This is a genomic window from Pseudarthrobacter oxydans (assembly GCF_030812335.1).
GTDB lineage: Bacteria > Actinomycetota > Actinomycetes > Actinomycetales > Micrococcaceae > Arthrobacter > Arthrobacter oxydans_B.
In genome coordinates, this window is record NZ_JAUSSN010000004.1 from 274,996 (window position 1) to 290,088 (window position 15,093).

Below are 15,093 nucleotides of genomic sequence, written 5' to 3' on the forward strand. Positions count from 1 at the left end.
CGATTACTAGACTCGGACTGTGAGCAACGAAATCCCCGCCAAGGTGTCCGACGTCTTTGACCCCACCCGCTGGCGCACAGTGTCCGGCTTCGACGACTTCCAGGACATGACCTACCACCGGCAGGTGGAGCGTTCCGAGGACGGCAGCGTGGTCAAAGACCTCCCGACCGTCCGCATCGCCTTCAACCGGCCCGAGGTGCGCAACGCCTTCCGCCCCGGCACCGTGGACGAGCTGTACCGCGCCATGGACCACGCCCGGATGAGCCCGGACGTGGCGACCGTGCTGCTCACCGGCAACGGACCCTCCGACAAGGACGGCGGCCACTCGTTCTGCTCCGGCGGGGACCAGCGGATCCGCGGCCGCGACGGCTACCGGTACGCAGAAGGGGAGACGAAGGAAACCATCGACCCCGCCCGCGCCGGGCGGCTCCACATCCTGGAAGTCCAGCGGCTGATGCGCACCATGCCCAAGGTGGTCATCGCCGTCGTGAACGGCTGGGCCGCCGGCGGCGGGCACTCGCTGCACGTCGTCTCGGACCTGACCATCGCCTCCCGCCAGCACGGCAAGTTCAAGCAGACGGACGCGACGGTCGGCAGCTTCGACGCCGGCTACGGCTCCGCGCTGCTGGCCCGCCAGATCGGCCAGAAGTCCGCCCGCGAGATCTTCTTCCTGGCCCGCGAATATTCCGCCGAGGACATGGTCCGGATGGGGGCCGTGAACGAGGCCGTGGACCATGCACGGCTCGAGGACGTGGCGCTGGAATACGCCGCCGACATCGCCCGGCAGTCCCCGCAGGCCCTCCGGATGCTCAAGTTTGCCTTCAACCTCGCCGACGACGGCCTGGCCGGCCAGCAGGTCTTCGCCGGCGAAGCCACCCGGCTGGCGTACATGACGGACGAGGCCGTGGAGGGCAAGGAAGCCTTCCTGGAGAAGCGCGATCCGGACTGGTCCAGCTTCCCGTACTACTTCTAAGGCGGCCCGATGACTTCCGGATCAGCGACTTCCCAGCCCCCGAACATCGAGCCGGCGCTCAAGGCCCTGGCGGACGCCCTCCACGGTGAGGGCCCCGCCGTCGAACTCTCCGCCGGCGAGGACGGCAACGTGGTGGTCTCCGCCGTGGACACGCCGGGTTATGAGGACGCCGCCGTCGTGGTGCGGACCTCCGGCTCCACCGGCACGCCCAAGGCGACGGTCCTGACCGTGGATGCGCTGGCGGCGTCCTCGGTGGCGACGGCGTTCGCGCTCAAGGGCGAGGGCCAGTGGCTGCTCGCGCTGCCCGTGCAGTATGTGGCCGGGGTGCAGGTCCTGGTGCGCTCGCTGTTCGCCGGCACCCGGCCGTGGGCGATGGACATGTCCAGCGGGTTCACCCCGGAGGCGTTCACCGCCGCGGCCCTGGAGCTCACGGACAAGATCCGCTTCACCTCGCTGGTGCCCACCCAACTGCAGCGGCTGCTGGACGCGCCGGCGGCCGACACGCTCGCCGTGCTGCGGCGCTTCAACGGCATCCTGCTCGGCGGCGGCCCCGCCTCGCCCGAACTGCTCGCCGCGGCGCGCGACGCCGGCGCCCGCGTGATCACCACCTACGGCTCCGCGGAGACCTGCGGCGGCTGCGTGTACGACGGTTTCCCGCTCGAGGACGTGCTGGCCCGGGTGGAGGGGGACGGCCGGATCCTGCTCGGCGGCGCCACCCTCGCCGCCGGCTACCTCGGCGACCCCGGGCTCACCGCCGGCGACTTCTTCGAGGAGGACGGCGTCCGCTGGTACCGCACCAGCGACCTCGGCACCATCGACGCCACCGGGAAGCTGACCGTCCTGGGCCGGGCCGACGACGTCGTCATCACCGGCGGCGTGAAGGTCTCCGCCGCGCACGTGCAGGCGGAGCTGGAGAAGCTCGACGGCGTGCGGGCCGCCTTTGTCGCCGGGGTCCCCTCGGCCGAATGGGGCCAGGCCCTCGCCGCCTACGTGGCGCTGGCCGACAGCTCCCCCGACAGCCTCCGGCACTTCACCGCGGGCACGGCCTGGGCGCCGGCACTGGGCACGCTAGCCCCGAAAACCGTGCTGGCCGCCGGTGACCTGCTGATGCTGCCGAACGGGAAACCGGACCGCCTGGCGATGACGGTTCGGCTCACCGAGCTGCATCAGGGAAAATAGACAGTCCGGGCACTCCCGGTTTCGCCGAACCAACACGAGGTACTGACCGTGGCAACAGCCGCTCAATGGATCCAAGGCGCCCGACTGCGCACCCTGCCGGCCGCGATCGCGCCTGTCCTGATCGGCACCGCGGCCGCGTACGAGCTGGACGCCTTCCTTCCGCTCCACGCCGTGCTGGCCGCGCTGGTGGCCCTGCTGCTGCAGGTCGGCGTGAACTACGCCAACGACTACTCCGACGGCATCCGCGGCACCGACGAGGACCGGGTGGGCCCGCTCCGGCTGGTCGGCTCCGGCGCCGCGAAGCCCGAGCACGTCAAGTACGCCGCGTTTGCCGCGTTCGGGCTGGCGATGATGTTCGGCCTGGCCCTGGTCATCCTCTCGCAGACCTGGTGGCTGATCTTGGTGGGCCTGGGCTGCGTCCTCGCGGCCTGGGGGTACACGGGCGGGAAGAACCCCTACGGCTACATGGGCCTGGGCGACTTGTTCGTCTTCGTGTTCTTCGGCCTGGTCGCCACGCTCGGCACCACCTACACGCAGGCCGGCCAGATCAGCCTCCCGGCCGTCATCGGCGCCATCGGCACCGGCCTGATCGCCTGCGCGCTGCTCATGGCCAACAACGTCCGCGACATCCCCACCGACCGGAAGGCCGGGAAGAAGACCCTGGCCGTGCGGCTCGGCGACAAGCACGCCCGGGAAGCCTACGTGCTGATGCTCGCCGTCGCGATCCTGCTGCCGATTGTGCTGGCTCCGACCCGGCCCTGGATGCTGATTGTGCTGCTGCTGATCCCGGCCAGCCTGATGCCGTCCTGGCTGATGATCTCCGGGAGGCGCCGCAAGAGCCTGATTCCGGTGCTCAAGCAGACCGGGCTGATCAACCTCGGCTACGCGGTGTTGTTCTCACTGGGCCTGGTCCTGAGCCACGGGTTCTAGGGGCGCAAATACCCGTTGCCTCCCAGGGTGACCGTGTGACAGCCTCGAAGTGATCCCGTCGCCGGGACGACGACGGGCGGCACAGGAAAGGGCACGGCATGGGACTCATCCATATCGACCTGTTCACCACGCTCGACGGCGTCGCGCAGGCGCCCGGCGGGCCGACCGAGGACACTGACGGCGGCTTCGCGTTTGGCGGCTGGCAGGCGCCGCTCCTGGATGAGGTCGTCGGCGGGCAGATCGACTCCGGGATGGCGGGGATGGACGCGCTGCTGCTGGGGCGCCGGACCTACGACATTTTCGCCGGGTACTGGCCGCACGCGCAGGGGGACATCGCGCGGCTGTTCAACCGCCTCCCCAAATATGTGGCCTCGCGCCAGACGCCGGCCCTCGAGTGGGCCAACTCCACGCTGCTCGGTCCTGATGTCGTCGCCGCCGTGCGGGAACTGCGCGACCGGCACGAGAACATCCACGTCATCGGCAGCCTCAACTTCGTGCAGACCCTGTTCGCCGAGCGGCTCTTCGACCGGCTCAACCTGTGGGTGTATCCGATCCTCCTGGGCGGCGGAAAGAAGGTCTTCGCCGGCGGGGTGGTGCCGACGAATCTCAGGCTCATCGAACCGGTCGTCGCCTCACCGAAGGGTGCGGTGCTGCAGCGCTATGCGCTCGCGGAGGGCACGCCCGGAGTCGGCGACATGTCCGCCGTCGACCAGGAGAGCTAGGTCCGAGAAGGGCCAGGCGCCGCAGTTGCGGGGTTGCGGGGCGCCCGGGCTAGCCGTGCGTCGCCCGGGAGCTACCTGTCCTGCAACCCCGCGTGCCGAGCGAAGCTAGGCGTCCTTCGGGCGGTTGTCCTTGTTGACGGTGATGTCCGGGTGCGCGTCGACCAGGCGGTCCTCGGCGTCGGCGTCGTCCACTTCCCCGGCGCTGCGCAACGGCTTGGCCTTGCCGGAGAACCGCTGGTGGAGCGAGGCGGCGGCGGCATTGCGCTGCTTCTGGAAGAAGAGGAAGCTGATCGCGAAGGCCATCATCCCCGCGCAAAGGACGGCCAGCAGCCATCCGAGCTCGAGGTAAACGAACAGTGCGAACAACGGCACGAAGAGCGCCAGCCGGATCAGGGAGTATTTCAGGAATGCCACTCTCCCAGTTTAGCCGCCGGCGGCATCCCCGGCCCACCGGGGCCCTTCTCCGGCGCCTCCGCCGGGGCACGCGCGGCACTGGGGCACGGGACTGCGACAGCGTTCACCAGGGTTGCCTCGGAGTTCCCCCCGGGCCATCGATCGGTAGAAGCCGGACACTCCCCCGGAGGCTAGACTGATTACATGCTTCGTGTAGTGGTTGTTGTCGCCGTTCTCGTCGTCTTTGTCTACGGACTCGTCGATGTGATCCGCACTGATCCTCGCCAGACCAAAGGCATCTCGAAGCCGGCCTGGATTGTGGTGCAGATCGTCCTTCCGGTGATCGGCGCCATCCTGTGGTTCCTGATTGGCCGGCCGCGCGGGACCACCCCGGTGCGCACCAATTACAGCCACCCCATCGCGCCCGACGACGACCCGGACTTCCTGCGCAACCTCGAACTCCGCCGCCGCAAGCAGGCGGAAGCTGACCGGCTCAAGAAGCTCAAGGACGAGCTGGACGCCAAGGAGCGCAAGGCCGCCGACGACAAGGGCACCCCCGATACCCACGACACCGAGTCCGGCGACGCCCGCGGCAGCGGCGACGCGCAGGGCACCGACGAGGTCAAGTAGTACCGTTCCGCTCCTGCGTCTCTCCGGGAACTTTTCGTGAAGAGTGGCGATTTATCACGGCCTCCACTGGACGTCCGTCGTTCCTCCGGAAGGCTGAACAGCCCCGCGAGCCCGGATCGATATAGTTGCGGCATGCCCGACCTGATCGCACCAACCGAACGGCTGCATGGTGCCTGGCTCCAGGCACATGCCGAGTGGGGCGATGGCCTTCGTGAGGATGGGTTCGGACTGTTGCCGACCGATGACGTCACCTCAGAAGCCGGGTTCGCCGTTTGGCTGGCGCGGTTGGCCGAAGACTCCACACATTGCACCTACCGGTGGATCATCGAAGGCGACCAGGTACTTGGCGGGATCGCACTGCGCCACGAGTTCAGCGACTTCGTGCAGCGGGCCGGGCACATCGGCTACGGTATCCGTCCCTCCGCGCGCCGACGCGGGCTGGCCACTTGGGCACTCGGCCGGATGGTGAATGAGGCGCGGGTGCTCGGCATGGACCGGTTGCTCCTTGTCTGCGCGGCCGGCAACGGCGCCTCCTCAAAGACGATCGAGCGCCAAGGCGGTATCCGCGAAAATGCTGGCGACGGCGACAACGGCGCCGCGTGGCATTACTGGATATGCACCACAGAGCCTGGCAAATAGTTCGCTGGCAGCCCTGTACCTCGCGAAACACCTCAGCCGCCGCGTTGATCGGGCACCCGACCGCGGCTCTTCTGCTTTGCCTTTAGTGCTTGCGATCTACTACCGCGCGGAATACCGTCTCGACCAGCGGTGCGAACCACAAGCGGGAGGCGTTTCATGCTGAAGCAAGTCGCTGAGGGCGTTCTCCTTCACGAGAGCGAGTTCATCCAGAGCAACTCCATTGTCGTGCAGGGCCGGACCGGTGTGTTGCTCATCGACCCAGGAATAACGAGCGGCGAAATGGCCGACCTCGCGAACGACCTTCGCGAGTTGGGCCAGCCGGTCGTGGCAGGCTTCTCGACGCATCCCGATTGGGACCACGTGCTCTGGCACGCGGCCTTCGGCGACGTGCCCCGTTTCGGTACAGCCCGCTGCGCGGCCTCCATCCACGATCTGCTGTCGCACACGGACTGGAAGGCCCGCATAGCCGGAGTGCTCCCGCCGGAGTTCGCCGACGAGATCCCGACGGATCTGCTCGGCCTCATTACCGGTCTGCCCGACGAAGCCGCGCAGATTCCTTGGGACGGCCCCAAAGTCCGGATCATCGAGCATCAGGCCCATGCCCCCGGCCACGCGGCGCTGCTGATCGAGGAACGCGGCGTCCTCGTCGCCGGCGACATGCTCTCTGACGTCCTGATGCCGTTCCTCGACCTGGACGCCGCGGATCCGATCGGGGACTACCTCGCCGCGCTGCGGCTGTTCGAGACCGTGGCTGACGACGTTGATGCCGTCATCCCCGGCCACGGCTCCGTCGGCGGAGCTGATCAGCTAAGAGCACGGATCAAACAGGATCGCGCGTACGCGGAGGCCCTGCGCGACGGCGGTGTTCCCGACGACCCGCGGGTCGGCCCATCGGCCCCGCTGGATTGGCTGCCCGACGTGCACAGATGGCAAGTACAGCGGCTCGCCCAAAGAGAGCAGGACGAGACGCCCGAATAGCGGCCCCCTTGAGGACAAAGCACCCTACGACCTGCGGTTTGGCGGAAACGGTCAGAACGGTGTTCGTAGGGCGAACCGGGTGATCTGTCCGGTGACGGTGCCCCAGGCGGCACAGCTTTTTTGCGCGGCCCCAGGCCTCACAGCTTTTTTGCCCGGCCCCAGGCCTCACAGCTTTTTTGCCCGGCCCCAGGCGGCACAGCTTTTCTTGCGCGGCCTTGTCCCGGTGAGGCGACAACTTCCCGCCGCGGACTTGCCTATGGGCACTTCTCCTCCACACTGTGGATAACCTCGGAGCCGCTGCCTGGCGAGAGCAGAATGCTCGTATGCACCTGCCCAGCGAGCTTCCGCCGCAGCTTCGAAACCAGCCTTTCACCGTGGCCGAGGCCCGTGCCGCCGGGCTGAGCCGGAGTCGGACGCGGACTCGGGATCTCGTCAAACCCTGCCACGGAGTGCGCGCCTCGGCGACCACCGAGAACAGTCTGCTGGAACGTTTGCGCGCCCTGACCGCCGTGACCGGCGCTGTTGTGAGTCACCTGTCCGCGGCAGTGCTGTGGGGCTTCCCCCTGCCGCCTGCACTAGCGAACCTGGATGTGGTCCATCTGACGGGCGATCCCGGCAAGCGGGCCGTGCGGTACAAGAATGTCGTGGGCCACCAGCAGTCACTCGAACCGGACGAGATCGTGGCCGGGGTTTGGGTGAGCTGCACGTCCCCATTGCGGACGTGGTTCGACCTCGCCGCCTTACTGAGCCTCGATGATTTGGTGATTGCCGGCGACTTTCTGCTGCGCCGGCGGAACCCGATGACCACGGTAGATGCCCTGGACGCATTCCTCGCCGGGAAACGGGGCAGGACAGGCTACCGGCGTGCCATGCGTGCCCGGGCTCTGATGCGGGCCAACACCGACTCCCCTAAAGAGACCGAGCTCCGGCTGCTCCTCATTCGCCATGGTCTGCCGGAGCCCGGAATCAACGTCCCGATCTTCGACGAGAACGGCGTGTTGATCCAGGACCCGGATCTGTCCTATGAGCGGGAGAAGATCGCGATCCAGTACGACGGCGCGCATCACGCCAATCCGGCGCAACGTCGCAGCGACATCTTTCGCGATGAGAACGCCAGGGATGGCGGATGGCGCGTTGTCGTGTTGACGCAGACAGACTTGGAACCGCTGGCACCCGGCATGGATCCGACTGCCGTGACCCGCGTGCGGGCGGCGCTCATGGAGCGCGGCTGGACCCCCGAACCGGGCCGTGGTCCCAAGCAATCCGCCCCCGCCCGGCGATCTGACACGAAGGGTCGCTAAGAAGGTTGGGATAGCGACCACTCGTGGCAAATCGATGGAGAGCATTGGCACACCAGTCACCCATCTGACACGAATGGCCGTTATGCAGGACGCCCGGCCATCCATCTGACACGAATGGCCGCCACGACGGACGGAATAGCAGCCACTCGTGGCGAATCGATGAAGGGCCTCGGCACACGAGTCACCCATCCGCCACGAATGGCCGTTATGCAGGACGCCCGGCCATCCATCTGACACGAATGGCCGCCACGACGGACGGAATAGCGACCACTTGTGGCGAATCGAGGGAGAACATTGGCACGCCCATCATCCATCTGACGCAAATGGCCGTTACCCGTGCCGCCGGGCCACCGATCTGACACGAATGGCCGTTACCCGTGCCGCCGGGCCACCCATCTGACACGAATGGCCGCTAAGCCGGGTGGCTTAGCGGCCATTCGTGACAGACGGGTGCGCGAATCGCGGAGGCTCAAGGGCCCGCGGGCTACAGCCCCGAGTAGGAGTGCAGGCCGTTGAAGAACTGGTTCACGATGGTGAAGTTGAAGACCACGCAGAGGTAGCCGACGATCGAGAGCCAGGCCGCGCGGGTTCCGGTCCAGCCACGGGTGGCGCGGGCGTGCAGGTAGCCGGCGTAGACCACCCAGATCACGAAGGTCCACACTTCCTTGGTGTCCCAGCCCCAGAACCGGCCCCAGGCCTTCTCGGCCCAGATGGCGCCGAACATGAGCGTGAAGGTCCAGCCGACAAAGGCGATGGCGTTGATCCGGTAGGACAGGTTCTCCAGGCTCAGCGCGGACGGCACGAGGCGCATGAAGCCCAGCTTGTCGGCGCCCCCGGCGGCGATGGTCTTCTGCCGGTGCGTCTGGACCAGCTGCAGCGCCGACATCGCGAAGGTCAGGGTGAACAGCGCCGAGGACAGCACGGCGATCGAGACGTGGATGATTAGCCAGTAACTCTGCAGCGCGGGAACGAGGTGCCCCACCGGCGTCCAGTACGCCACGGAGGCGGCCACGAGCATGATGATCGCCAGGCCCACCACGAAGGTGCCGAGGAAGCGCAGGTCGCGCCGGACCAGGACCAGCAGGAAGACGGCCACGGCCACGAACGCGCCGGTGGTGAGGAACTCGTACATGTTGCCCCACGGCACCCGGCCCGCGCCGATGGCCCGGGTGATGACACCGGCCGCGTGGATGGCGGCACCCAGCACGGTCAGGGCGACGGCGACCCGGGCGGGGGCGCGGCGCTCGGCGGAGTAGCGCATGGCGCCGTCGGCGGTCTGGCCGATGCCGGCGGCGTTCCCGGCGGAACCACCCGCCACGGACGACGTCGGGCGCTCGGCCCGGCCAACAGGACCGGCCACGTCCCCGTCTGCGCGGTCAACAGCACCGGCGGCGGACGAGGAGGAGGCCCCGACGCCGGCAGCCACCGGAACGCGGGCGGCCGCGGCACCGGAGAGCTCGGCGGCCTTGAGGTCCACCGCGCGCAGCGTCTTGCTGCTCTTGGCCAGGTCCCACGCAAAGGCGATGAATGCCACCGTGTAGGTGCCGGCCGCGAGGAGCATGAACAACTCGCTGTACTGGCCCATGGTTTCGTTGATGGGGAGCATTACTGTTCCTTCTGTGACTCGGAAGAGCCTGCTGTTGACTGGATGAAGTCTGCTGCGGGGTGGTCCGGGGAGTCCTGCTCGGCACCGGCACCGGCACCGGCACCGGCTCCGGCTCCGGCTCCGGCTCCGGCTCCGGGCAGCGTGGTATCCGCCCGGCCATTATCCGCTCCCCCGCTGGGAGCCGACTGGGAGCCGCCGTCGTCGAGATCCCAGGCCCCGGCGAGGAGCCTGCGGATCGCCACTGCCTCGCCGGCCAGCCGGTGGTCCTCGCCGCGGGCCAGGAGCCCGTATTCGACCATGGTGCGGCCGTCCGCGTGCGTTCCGGTCCGGACCCAGACGCGGCGGCGGTTCACGTACAGCGAGGTGACCAGGCCGGCGACCGCCAGCAGCGCGAAGATCAGGGCGTAGAGCTGGCCCGGGTTGTGGTGGATGTCGACGCCGATGTAGCGCTTCACGCCGTCGAAGCTGATGGTGCCTTTGCCCTCCGGGAGGGTGTAGGTGGCGCCCGGGGCGAGGGTGATGCCGCCGGCGTCGAGGTTGCGGGCGTTGAGCGGGGTGAGCTTCTTGACGTCGAGCTCGAAGACGTTCTGCGGGGACCCGTCGTCCAGGCCGAGGTCGCCGTAGTACGAGTTCAGGGTCAGCTGCGGGTTGAACAGCTCCGGATCGCCGCTGAAGGACACGCCTTCCTCGGTGACGAACGCGGTGGGCAGGAAGAAGCCGGCGAAGGCGAGCTGCTCCGGCTTGGCGTCGGGGACCTTGATGACCGCGGAGGAGTAGTAGTTGTCGCCCTGCAGCTTGGCCACAACCGGACCCTGCATGGCGATGTTGCCGTCGCCGTCGCGGATGGTGACGACCGGGGCGTAGCCGTTGCCGGTCAGGTACATGCTGGTGCCGCCGAGGGTGAGCGGGTCGTTGACCTTCAGCACCTCTTTCTGGGCGGGCGCGTCCGGGGATTCCCTGGTGGTGACGTCGGCCTGGAAGTCGATGGGCTGGCCGATCTTGCCTTGGGACTCCCGGTCGAACGTGATCTGGAACTTGTCCAGCTGGACGGAGTACGGCTCCAGCTGGCTGCTTTCGAAGTTGGTGCCCGGGGTGAACTGGTCGTAGCCGACGAGCGTGTTCACGAAGGTGTCGCCCTCCACGAGGATCCGCTGCCCGCTGTAGCCGAACAGCCCGCCGATCGCGACCGAGACGAGCACCCCGATCAGCGAGGTGTGGAAGACCAGGTTGCCGACCTCGCGGAGGAAGCCGCGCTCGGCACCGATCGAGGGCCGGGCGCCGTCGCGGTCGCGGACGTCGACGCGGTAGCCGCGCTTCTTCAGCAGCCCGGCGGCGTCGTCAATGGCGCGCGACGCCGGGATCCCGGCGCCGGCGGGAATCACCAGGGTGCCGTATTCGGGCAGCCGGGACAGCCGCGCGGGCGTCCGCGGCGGCTGGGAGCGCATGGCCTTGTAGTGCGCGATGGCGCGCGGGACCACGCAGCCGATCAGCGAGATGAACAGCAGGATGTAGATCGCCGAGAACCACGCCGAGGAGTACACGTCGTAGAGCTGGAGCGAGTCGAGGATTTTGCCGTAGTCCGGGTTGTCCTTGATGTACTGCGTGACGATCGAGGGGTTGGCGGGCCGCTGCGGGAACAGCGAACCGGGCACCGCACCGACCGCCAGCATCAGCAGCAGGAACAGCGCGGTGCGCATGCTGGTCAGCTGGGTCCAGGCCCAGCGGAGCATGCCCAGCGGCCCGAGCGTGGGAAGGACAGCTTCAGCCTTGGCGGCGGCCACAGGGCTGCCGCCGGACTTGCCGGGTTTCCCGCTGGGCCCGCCGCCGGACGAAGCGTCGAGTTCGGTGCCGCCGGACTTGCCGGGGGCCGGGGACTTCTTCTCTTCGTTCACTCGCTCGCTCATCAGATCGGCAATTTCACATCGGTTTGGAACCAGTACTGCAACTCGGACACCCAGGTCCCCCAAACGCCGCTGGCCATCAGCAGGCCCAGCCCCACCAGGATGCCGCCGCCGATGCGCTGGATGGCGAGCCGGTGCTTGCGGAAGAAGGACATCACGCCGATGCCGCGGCGCACGGCCAGGGCGATCAGCAGGAACGGGATGCCCAGGCCCAGGCTGTAGACGAACGCCAGGAACGCGCCCTTGGCGGCCGAGGACCCGCCGGAGAGGCTCAGCAGCTGGACCGCGGAATAGGTCGGGCCGATGCAGGGCGCCCAGCCGAGGCCGAAGGTGATGCCCAGCAGCGGCGCGCCCCACAGCCCGGCCGGCGGTTTCGACTGGATCTTGGCGTCACGCTGGAGCCAGCCGAAGCCGCCCATGAACACAACGCCCATGACGATCACGAGGAGGCCCAGGACCTGGGTGATCCAGGCGTTCTGCGAGCCGGTGATCAGGGTCCCCAGCTGCCCGAACGCGCCGCCGAGCAGCACAAAAATCACCGAGAATCCGAGGACAAAGAGCCCGATGCCGGCCAGCATGCGGCCGCGCTTCTGCTTCTGGAGGTCGACGCCGGTCAGTCCCGTGACGTAGCCCAGGTAGCCCGGCACAAGGGGCAGCACGCAGGGCGACAGGAAGGAAACGAAGCCGGCGAGCAGTGCCACGGGGATGGCAAGCAGCAGCGATCCGCTCAGGATGGCTTCGGCGAAGGGACTGTTCACGGTGGCTGGCCCGTCCGCTACTCGGCCACGGCAGCGGCGATGAGGGACTTGAGGGTCCCTCTTTGGATCTCGCCGAGGACACGGGAGGCCACGCGCCCCTGCTTGTCGAGCACGAGGGTGGTGGGCACGGCCCCCGGGGGGACCAGCCCGGACACGGCCAGCAGCACGGCGCCGTCCTTGTCGTTGAAACTCGGGTAGGTCAGGTTGAAGGACTTGTCGAACGCTTCCGCCGTGGCCTTCTCGTCGCGGAGGTTGACGCCGAAGAACTGCACACCCTGGGTCTTGAACTCCTGGTGCAGGGCCTCCAGCTCGGGCGCCTCCACCCGGCAGGGCGCGCACGCCGCGAACCAGAAGTTAAGCACGGTCACCTGGCCCTGGAAGGCCTCGGGCGTCACCGCCGTGCCGTCAAACAGCGTGCCCTTGATGGCAATGGCGCTCTTGCGGTCCGCGGCGGCGAATTCCGTCACCGAACCGTCGCCGGCCACGTAGTTCTTGTTGTCGCCGGCCTTGGCCTGCTGCGCCAGCGCGTCCTCCTGGGCGCAGCCGGAGAGGCCCAGCACGACGGCGAGGGCGGCACCGCCCGCCGTCAGGACGCTGCGGCGGGACACCGGTGATGAGTTGCCGTGGTTTCCGGTCATGCTCAGGCTCCGGGGGTGCTCGAGGCACCGGGGAGAAGGGCGGCAGCAGGCTCGCTGTACTCGACGCGCAGGAGGTTCCCGGCGTCGTCGAACACCAGGGAGGTGACCGAGGTGAGGGTGCATTCGCGTTTGCGCGGATCGTGCCACAGCGGCCGGCCCTCGGCGCTGAGCCGGGTGGCCCAGATGGGCAGCTGGTGGCTGACGAGGATGGCCTCCGCGCCCTCGCCGCCGAGCTCGATGGCGCGCAGCCGGGCATCCTGCACCGCGGCGATGACCCGGGCGGCCTGGACCTTGTAGGGCTCGCCCCAGGACGGCCGGAACGGGTTGCGCAGCATGGGCCAGTGCTTGGGCCGGAAGATCTCGCCCTTGTTGACGTGCAGGCCCTCGAAGTAGTTGGCCGCCTCGATGATCCGGTCCTCGGTGGTGATCCCGAGGTTGAGCGCCTCCGCGATGGGCTGCGCCGTTTCCTGCGCGCGGGTCAGGGGCGAGGCGACGAGGTGGACGATGTTGGCCCCCTGCGCGGCCCTCGCACTGAAGTGCTCCGCGAGCATCCGGGCCATCTCCTGGCCGAGCTCGGAGAGATGGAACTCGGGCAGCCTGCCGTACAGGACGCCGTCGGGATTGTAGACCTCGCCGTGGCGGAGCAAATGAACAGTGGCTTGGGGCATGTGTACCAGTTTCTCAAAGGGCAGGGGCAATGACGAAATCTTCTACATGAAGTAGAACTCAAGAGTTTTGCGAAATGTTCCCCGGAGTTGGAATAAAAGATGCAAATGCATGTTTATACTGGGTGAAGCAGTTAGTTGAGACTTCAACAAATGATGCTTCAACTGACGATCAGACCACCCGCAGGACCCACCCGACTCAAGGAGCAACACCATGGCACTTCCCGCTAACGTCACCACCGGCACCTGGACCCTCGACAACTCGCACAGCGAAATCGCCTTCACTGTCCGCCACGCGGGCATCAGCAAGGTCCGCGGCCAGTTCAAGGACGCGGAGGCCACGCTGGACCTCACCGAGAACGTGGCCGACTCCAAGGTCAGCGCCACGATCCAGACCGCGAGCTTCGACTCCGGCGACGTCAACCGCGACGGCCACGTCCGCGGCGAAGACTTCTTCGACGTCGAGAAGTTCCCGGAAATCTCCTTCGTCTCCCACAGCATCGTCCCCAAGGGTGACAGCTACGAGCTCCAGGGCGAGCTGACCATCAAGGGTGTTACCCGCCCGGTGGCCCTCGAGACCGAGTTCAACGGCGTTGCCGTGGACCCGTTCGGCATGACCCGCGCCGGTCTGTCCGCCGAGACCACGATCAGCCGCAAGGACTTCGGCCTGACCTGGAACGCCGTCCTCGAAGCCGGCGGCGTGCTCGTCAGCGACAAGGTTGCCGTCAACCTCGAACTGGCCTTCATCGCTCCCGCAGCCTAGTCTCCCAACGCTTGTCCGGCCGGTCCCCCAGGGATCCGGCCGGACCGCGGCCTCGAGCCGCCGGCACCCCGCTCCGTCCGCGTGACGGAGCGGGGTGTTGTGCTTAATCCGGGGGTTACCCCGGGGCCAGGGTCCGGGTCGGCGCCGGGCCGCCGCCGCCTCCGGAATTGCTTGTCCCGCGGAGGGCGAACGGGCCGCGGCTGACGGCGCCCCGACATGCCCCGCAACATGCCGGAGGTCCCTCGATACCGGCCTATCCGCGGTCTAAAGTGAGATCCATGAGCAACCCCAATGAGGTACCTCAGCCGCAGCAGCCGGGACAGCAGCCGGGCAACCCGACGCCGGGACAGCCCACACCGGGTAAACAGTCCTCGAGCCGGCCTGCGGGCCAGACGCCTGGCGGATTCCGCTTTGAGATGCCGACGGACCGGCCCCGGAACTTCAACGACGTGATGCCCCACGGCGGATTCTCCGGCATGTTCACGGTCAACTGGCTCCCGACCGAGCTTAAAGTCGCCTACTGGATCTGGCTCATCAGCGGGCTGCTGGGCCTGCTGGGCGGGGTCGTCGGCCTCTTCGGGGCGTTCGTGCTCCTGGCCGTCGTTCCGGGCCTGGGCTTCCTGGTGCTCCTGCTGGTGCTGGTGGCACTGGCCCTTTCGGGGGCACAGGTCGTCCTGTCCATGAAGATGAAGGAAGGCCACGAGTGGGCCCGCTTCGCCCTCACGATCGTCGCCGGCATCTCCCTGCTGCTGGCCATCCTCAACACCAGCGCCGCGGACGGCCGTGGCGCCGGCAGCTGGCCGAGCTTCACCATCAGCCTGGTGGCCGCCGTGCTGATGTGGCTGCCCAACTCCCAGGCCTGGTTCGCCTCTCTGCGCGGCCGCACCTGACCTGCGCCTGACCTGCGCCTTAGCAGCTTCCGGGCACATTCGGCTGCCCGCGGAACCGGCGCCTTGACCGGAGCCCGGGCACCCGGCGAGAATACCTCTCCGGAATGATCCGCGCGGGCGCCGGCCC

At 67.9% G+C, this 15,093-nt stretch carries 16 protein-coding genes; 10 read left to right on the forward strand and 6 right to left on the reverse strand.

The window, feature by feature from the left end; genetic code table 11:
• The first annotated feature begins 19 nt into the window (after positions 1 to 19).
• The 4 genes from J2W14_RS08790 (at position 20) to J2W14_RS08805 (ending at position 3,804) form a co-directional block, all read left to right on the forward strand.
• Positions 20 to 973 carry a 1,4-dihydroxy-2-naphthoyl-CoA synthase gene (locus tag J2W14_RS08790; RefSeq protein WP_307461300.1) on the forward strand — a complete coding sequence of 318 codons (954 nt, stop codon included), beginning with the start codon at positions 20 to 22 and terminating at the stop codon, positions 971 to 973.
• Positions 974 to 982: 9 nt separating this feature from the next.
• On the forward strand, positions 983 to 2,152 hold the full coding sequence (locus J2W14_RS08795; protein WP_307461302.1) for an AMP-binding protein: 1,170 nt from the start codon (positions 983 to 985) through the stop codon (positions 2,150 to 2,152).
• 48 nt (positions 2,153 to 2,200) lie between these two features.
• Positions 2,201 to 3,082, forward strand: coding sequence for a 1,4-dihydroxy-2-naphthoate polyprenyltransferase (locus tag J2W14_RS08800; protein ID WP_307461304.1), 882 nt, complete (start codon positions 2,201 to 2,203; stop codon positions 3,080 to 3,082).
• 98 nt (positions 3,083 to 3,180) lie between these two features.
• Positions 3,181 to 3,804, forward strand: coding sequence for a dihydrofolate reductase family protein (locus J2W14_RS08805; RefSeq protein WP_307461306.1), 624 nt, complete (start codon positions 3,181 to 3,183; stop codon positions 3,802 to 3,804).
• A gap of 105 nt (positions 3,805 to 3,909) precedes the next feature.
• On the opposite strand, the gene J2W14_RS08810 is transcribed toward J2W14_RS08805, so the two are convergent.
• On the reverse strand, positions 3,910 to 4,218 hold the full coding sequence (locus tag J2W14_RS08810) for a DUF4229 domain-containing protein (RefSeq protein ID WP_307461308.1): 309 nt from the start codon (positions 4,216 to 4,218) through the stop codon (positions 3,910 to 3,912).
• A gap of 183 nt (positions 4,219 to 4,401) precedes the next feature.
• Between J2W14_RS08810 and J2W14_RS08815 the strand changes: the two genes are divergently transcribed.
• The 4 genes from J2W14_RS08815 (at position 4,402) to J2W14_RS08830 (ending at position 7,745) form a co-directional block, all read left to right on the forward strand.
• Entirely contained in the window at positions 4,402 to 4,827 is a 426-nt protein-coding gene (locus J2W14_RS08815; protein WP_307461310.1) for a PLD nuclease N-terminal domain-containing protein, read from the forward strand.
• Positions 4,828 to 4,959: 132 nt separating this feature from the next.
• A complete protein-coding gene (locus tag J2W14_RS08820) occupies positions 4,960 to 5,466 on the forward strand; it encodes a GNAT family N-acetyltransferase (protein ID WP_307461312.1) in 507 nt (168 codons plus the stop codon).
• A 156-nt stretch (positions 5,467 to 5,622) separates the two neighbouring features.
• Positions 5,623 to 6,444, forward strand: coding sequence for an MBL fold metallo-hydrolase (locus J2W14_RS08825; RefSeq protein ID WP_307461314.1), 822 nt, complete (start codon positions 5,623 to 5,625; stop codon positions 6,442 to 6,444).
• Between the two features lie 323 nt (positions 6,445 to 6,767).
• Entirely contained in the window at positions 6,768 to 7,745 is a 978-nt protein-coding gene (locus J2W14_RS08830) for a hypothetical protein (protein ID WP_307461317.1), read from the forward strand.
• Between the two features lie 484 nt (positions 7,746 to 8,229).
• Here the strand turns inward: J2W14_RS08830 and ccsB are convergent, their stop codons facing one another.
• The 5 genes from ccsB to J2W14_RS08855 are packed head-to-tail and all read right to left on the reverse strand — an operon-like array spanning position 8,230 to position 13,316.
• Positions 8,230 to 9,351, reverse strand: a complete 1,122-nt coding sequence (gene ccsB, locus J2W14_RS08835) for a c-type cytochrome biogenesis protein CcsB (RefSeq protein ID WP_307461319.1) — start codon at positions 9,349 to 9,351, stop codon at positions 8,230 to 8,232.
• Positions 9,351 to 11,255, reverse strand: a complete 1,905-nt coding sequence (gene resB / locus J2W14_RS08840) for a cytochrome c biogenesis protein ResB (protein ID WP_307461321.1) — start codon at positions 11,253 to 11,255, stop codon at positions 9,351 to 9,353. Before resB ends, ccsB begins: the two co-directional genes overlap by 1 nt.
• Entirely contained in the window at positions 11,255 to 12,010 is a 756-nt protein-coding gene (locus tag J2W14_RS08845; RefSeq protein WP_282382820.1) for a cytochrome c biogenesis CcdA family protein, read from the reverse strand. The genes resB and J2W14_RS08845 overlap by 1 nt, the downstream gene beginning before the upstream one ends.
• A 17-nt stretch (positions 12,011 to 12,027) precedes the next feature.
• Positions 12,028 to 12,648 (reverse strand): TlpA family protein disulfide reductase, encoded by a 621-nt coding sequence (locus tag J2W14_RS08850; RefSeq protein ID WP_307461325.1) that lies wholly within the window; start codon positions 12,646 to 12,648, stop codon positions 12,028 to 12,030.
• A gap of 2 nt (positions 12,649 to 12,650) precedes the next feature.
• Positions 12,651 to 13,316: a histidine phosphatase family protein gene (locus tag J2W14_RS08855; RefSeq protein ID WP_307461327.1), complete on the reverse strand. Its 666-nt coding sequence runs from the start codon at positions 13,314 to 13,316 to the stop codon at positions 12,651 to 12,653.
• 211 nt (positions 13,317 to 13,527) lie between these two features.
• Between J2W14_RS08855 and J2W14_RS08860 the strand changes: the two genes are divergently transcribed.
• Together J2W14_RS08860 and J2W14_RS08865 are read left to right on the forward strand one after the other, a co-directional pair.
• On the forward strand, positions 13,528 to 14,076 hold the full coding sequence (locus J2W14_RS08860; protein ID WP_307461329.1) for a YceI family protein: 549 nt from the start codon (positions 13,528 to 13,530) through the stop codon (positions 14,074 to 14,076).
• Positions 14,077 to 14,354: 278 nt separating this feature from the next.
• Positions 14,355 to 14,966, forward strand: coding sequence for a hypothetical protein (locus J2W14_RS08865; RefSeq protein WP_307461331.1), 612 nt, complete (start codon positions 14,355 to 14,357; stop codon positions 14,964 to 14,966).
• The last annotated feature ends 127 nt before the right edge of the window (positions 14,967 to 15,093 follow it).

What these genes read in the sequence shown, in the direction of transcription:
- J2W14_RS08795 (WP_307461302.1), top strand. Translation starts at nt 983, where the DNA reads ATGACTTCCGGATCAGCGACTTCCCAGCCCCCGAACATCGAGCCGGCG.
- J2W14_RS08805 (WP_307461306.1), top strand. Translation starts at nt 3,181, where the DNA reads ATGGGACTCATCCATATCGACCTGTTCACCACGCTCGACGGCGTCGCG.
- J2W14_RS08815 (WP_307461310.1), top strand. Translation starts at nt 4,402, where the DNA reads ATGCTTCGTGTAGTGGTTGTTGTCGCCGTTCTCGTCGTCTTTGTCTAC.
- J2W14_RS08820 (WP_307461312.1), top strand. Translation starts at nt 4,960, where the DNA reads ATGCCCGACCTGATCGCACCAACCGAACGGCTGCATGGTGCCTGGCTC.
- J2W14_RS08825 (WP_307461314.1), top strand. Translation starts at nt 5,623, where the DNA reads ATGCTGAAGCAAGTCGCTGAGGGCGTTCTCCTTCACGAGAGCGAGTTC.
- J2W14_RS08830 (WP_307461317.1), top strand. Translation starts at nt 6,768, where the DNA reads ATGCACCTGCCCAGCGAGCTTCCGCCGCAGCTTCGAAACCAGCCTTTC.
- ccsB (WP_307461319.1), bottom strand. Translation starts at nt 9,351, where the DNA reads ATGCTCCCCATCAACGAAACCATGGGCCAGTACAGCGAGTTGTTCATG.
- resB (WP_307461321.1), bottom strand. Translation starts at nt 11,255, where the DNA reads ATGAGCGAGCGAGTGAACGAAGAGAAGAAGTCCCCGGCCCCCGGCAAG.
- J2W14_RS08850 (WP_307461325.1), bottom strand. Translation starts at nt 12,648, where the DNA reads ATGACCGGAAACCACGGCAACTCATCACCGGTGTCCCGCCGCAGCGTC.
- J2W14_RS08855 (WP_307461327.1), bottom strand. Translation starts at nt 13,316, where the DNA reads ATGCCCCAAGCCACTGTTCATTTGCTCCGCCACGGCGAGGTCTACAAT.
- J2W14_RS08860 (WP_307461329.1), top strand. Translation starts at nt 13,528, where the DNA reads ATGGCACTTCCCGCTAACGTCACCACCGGCACCTGGACCCTCGACAAC.
- J2W14_RS08865 (WP_307461331.1), top strand. Translation starts at nt 14,355, where the DNA reads ATGAGCAACCCCAATGAGGTACCTCAGCCGCAGCAGCCGGGACAGCAG.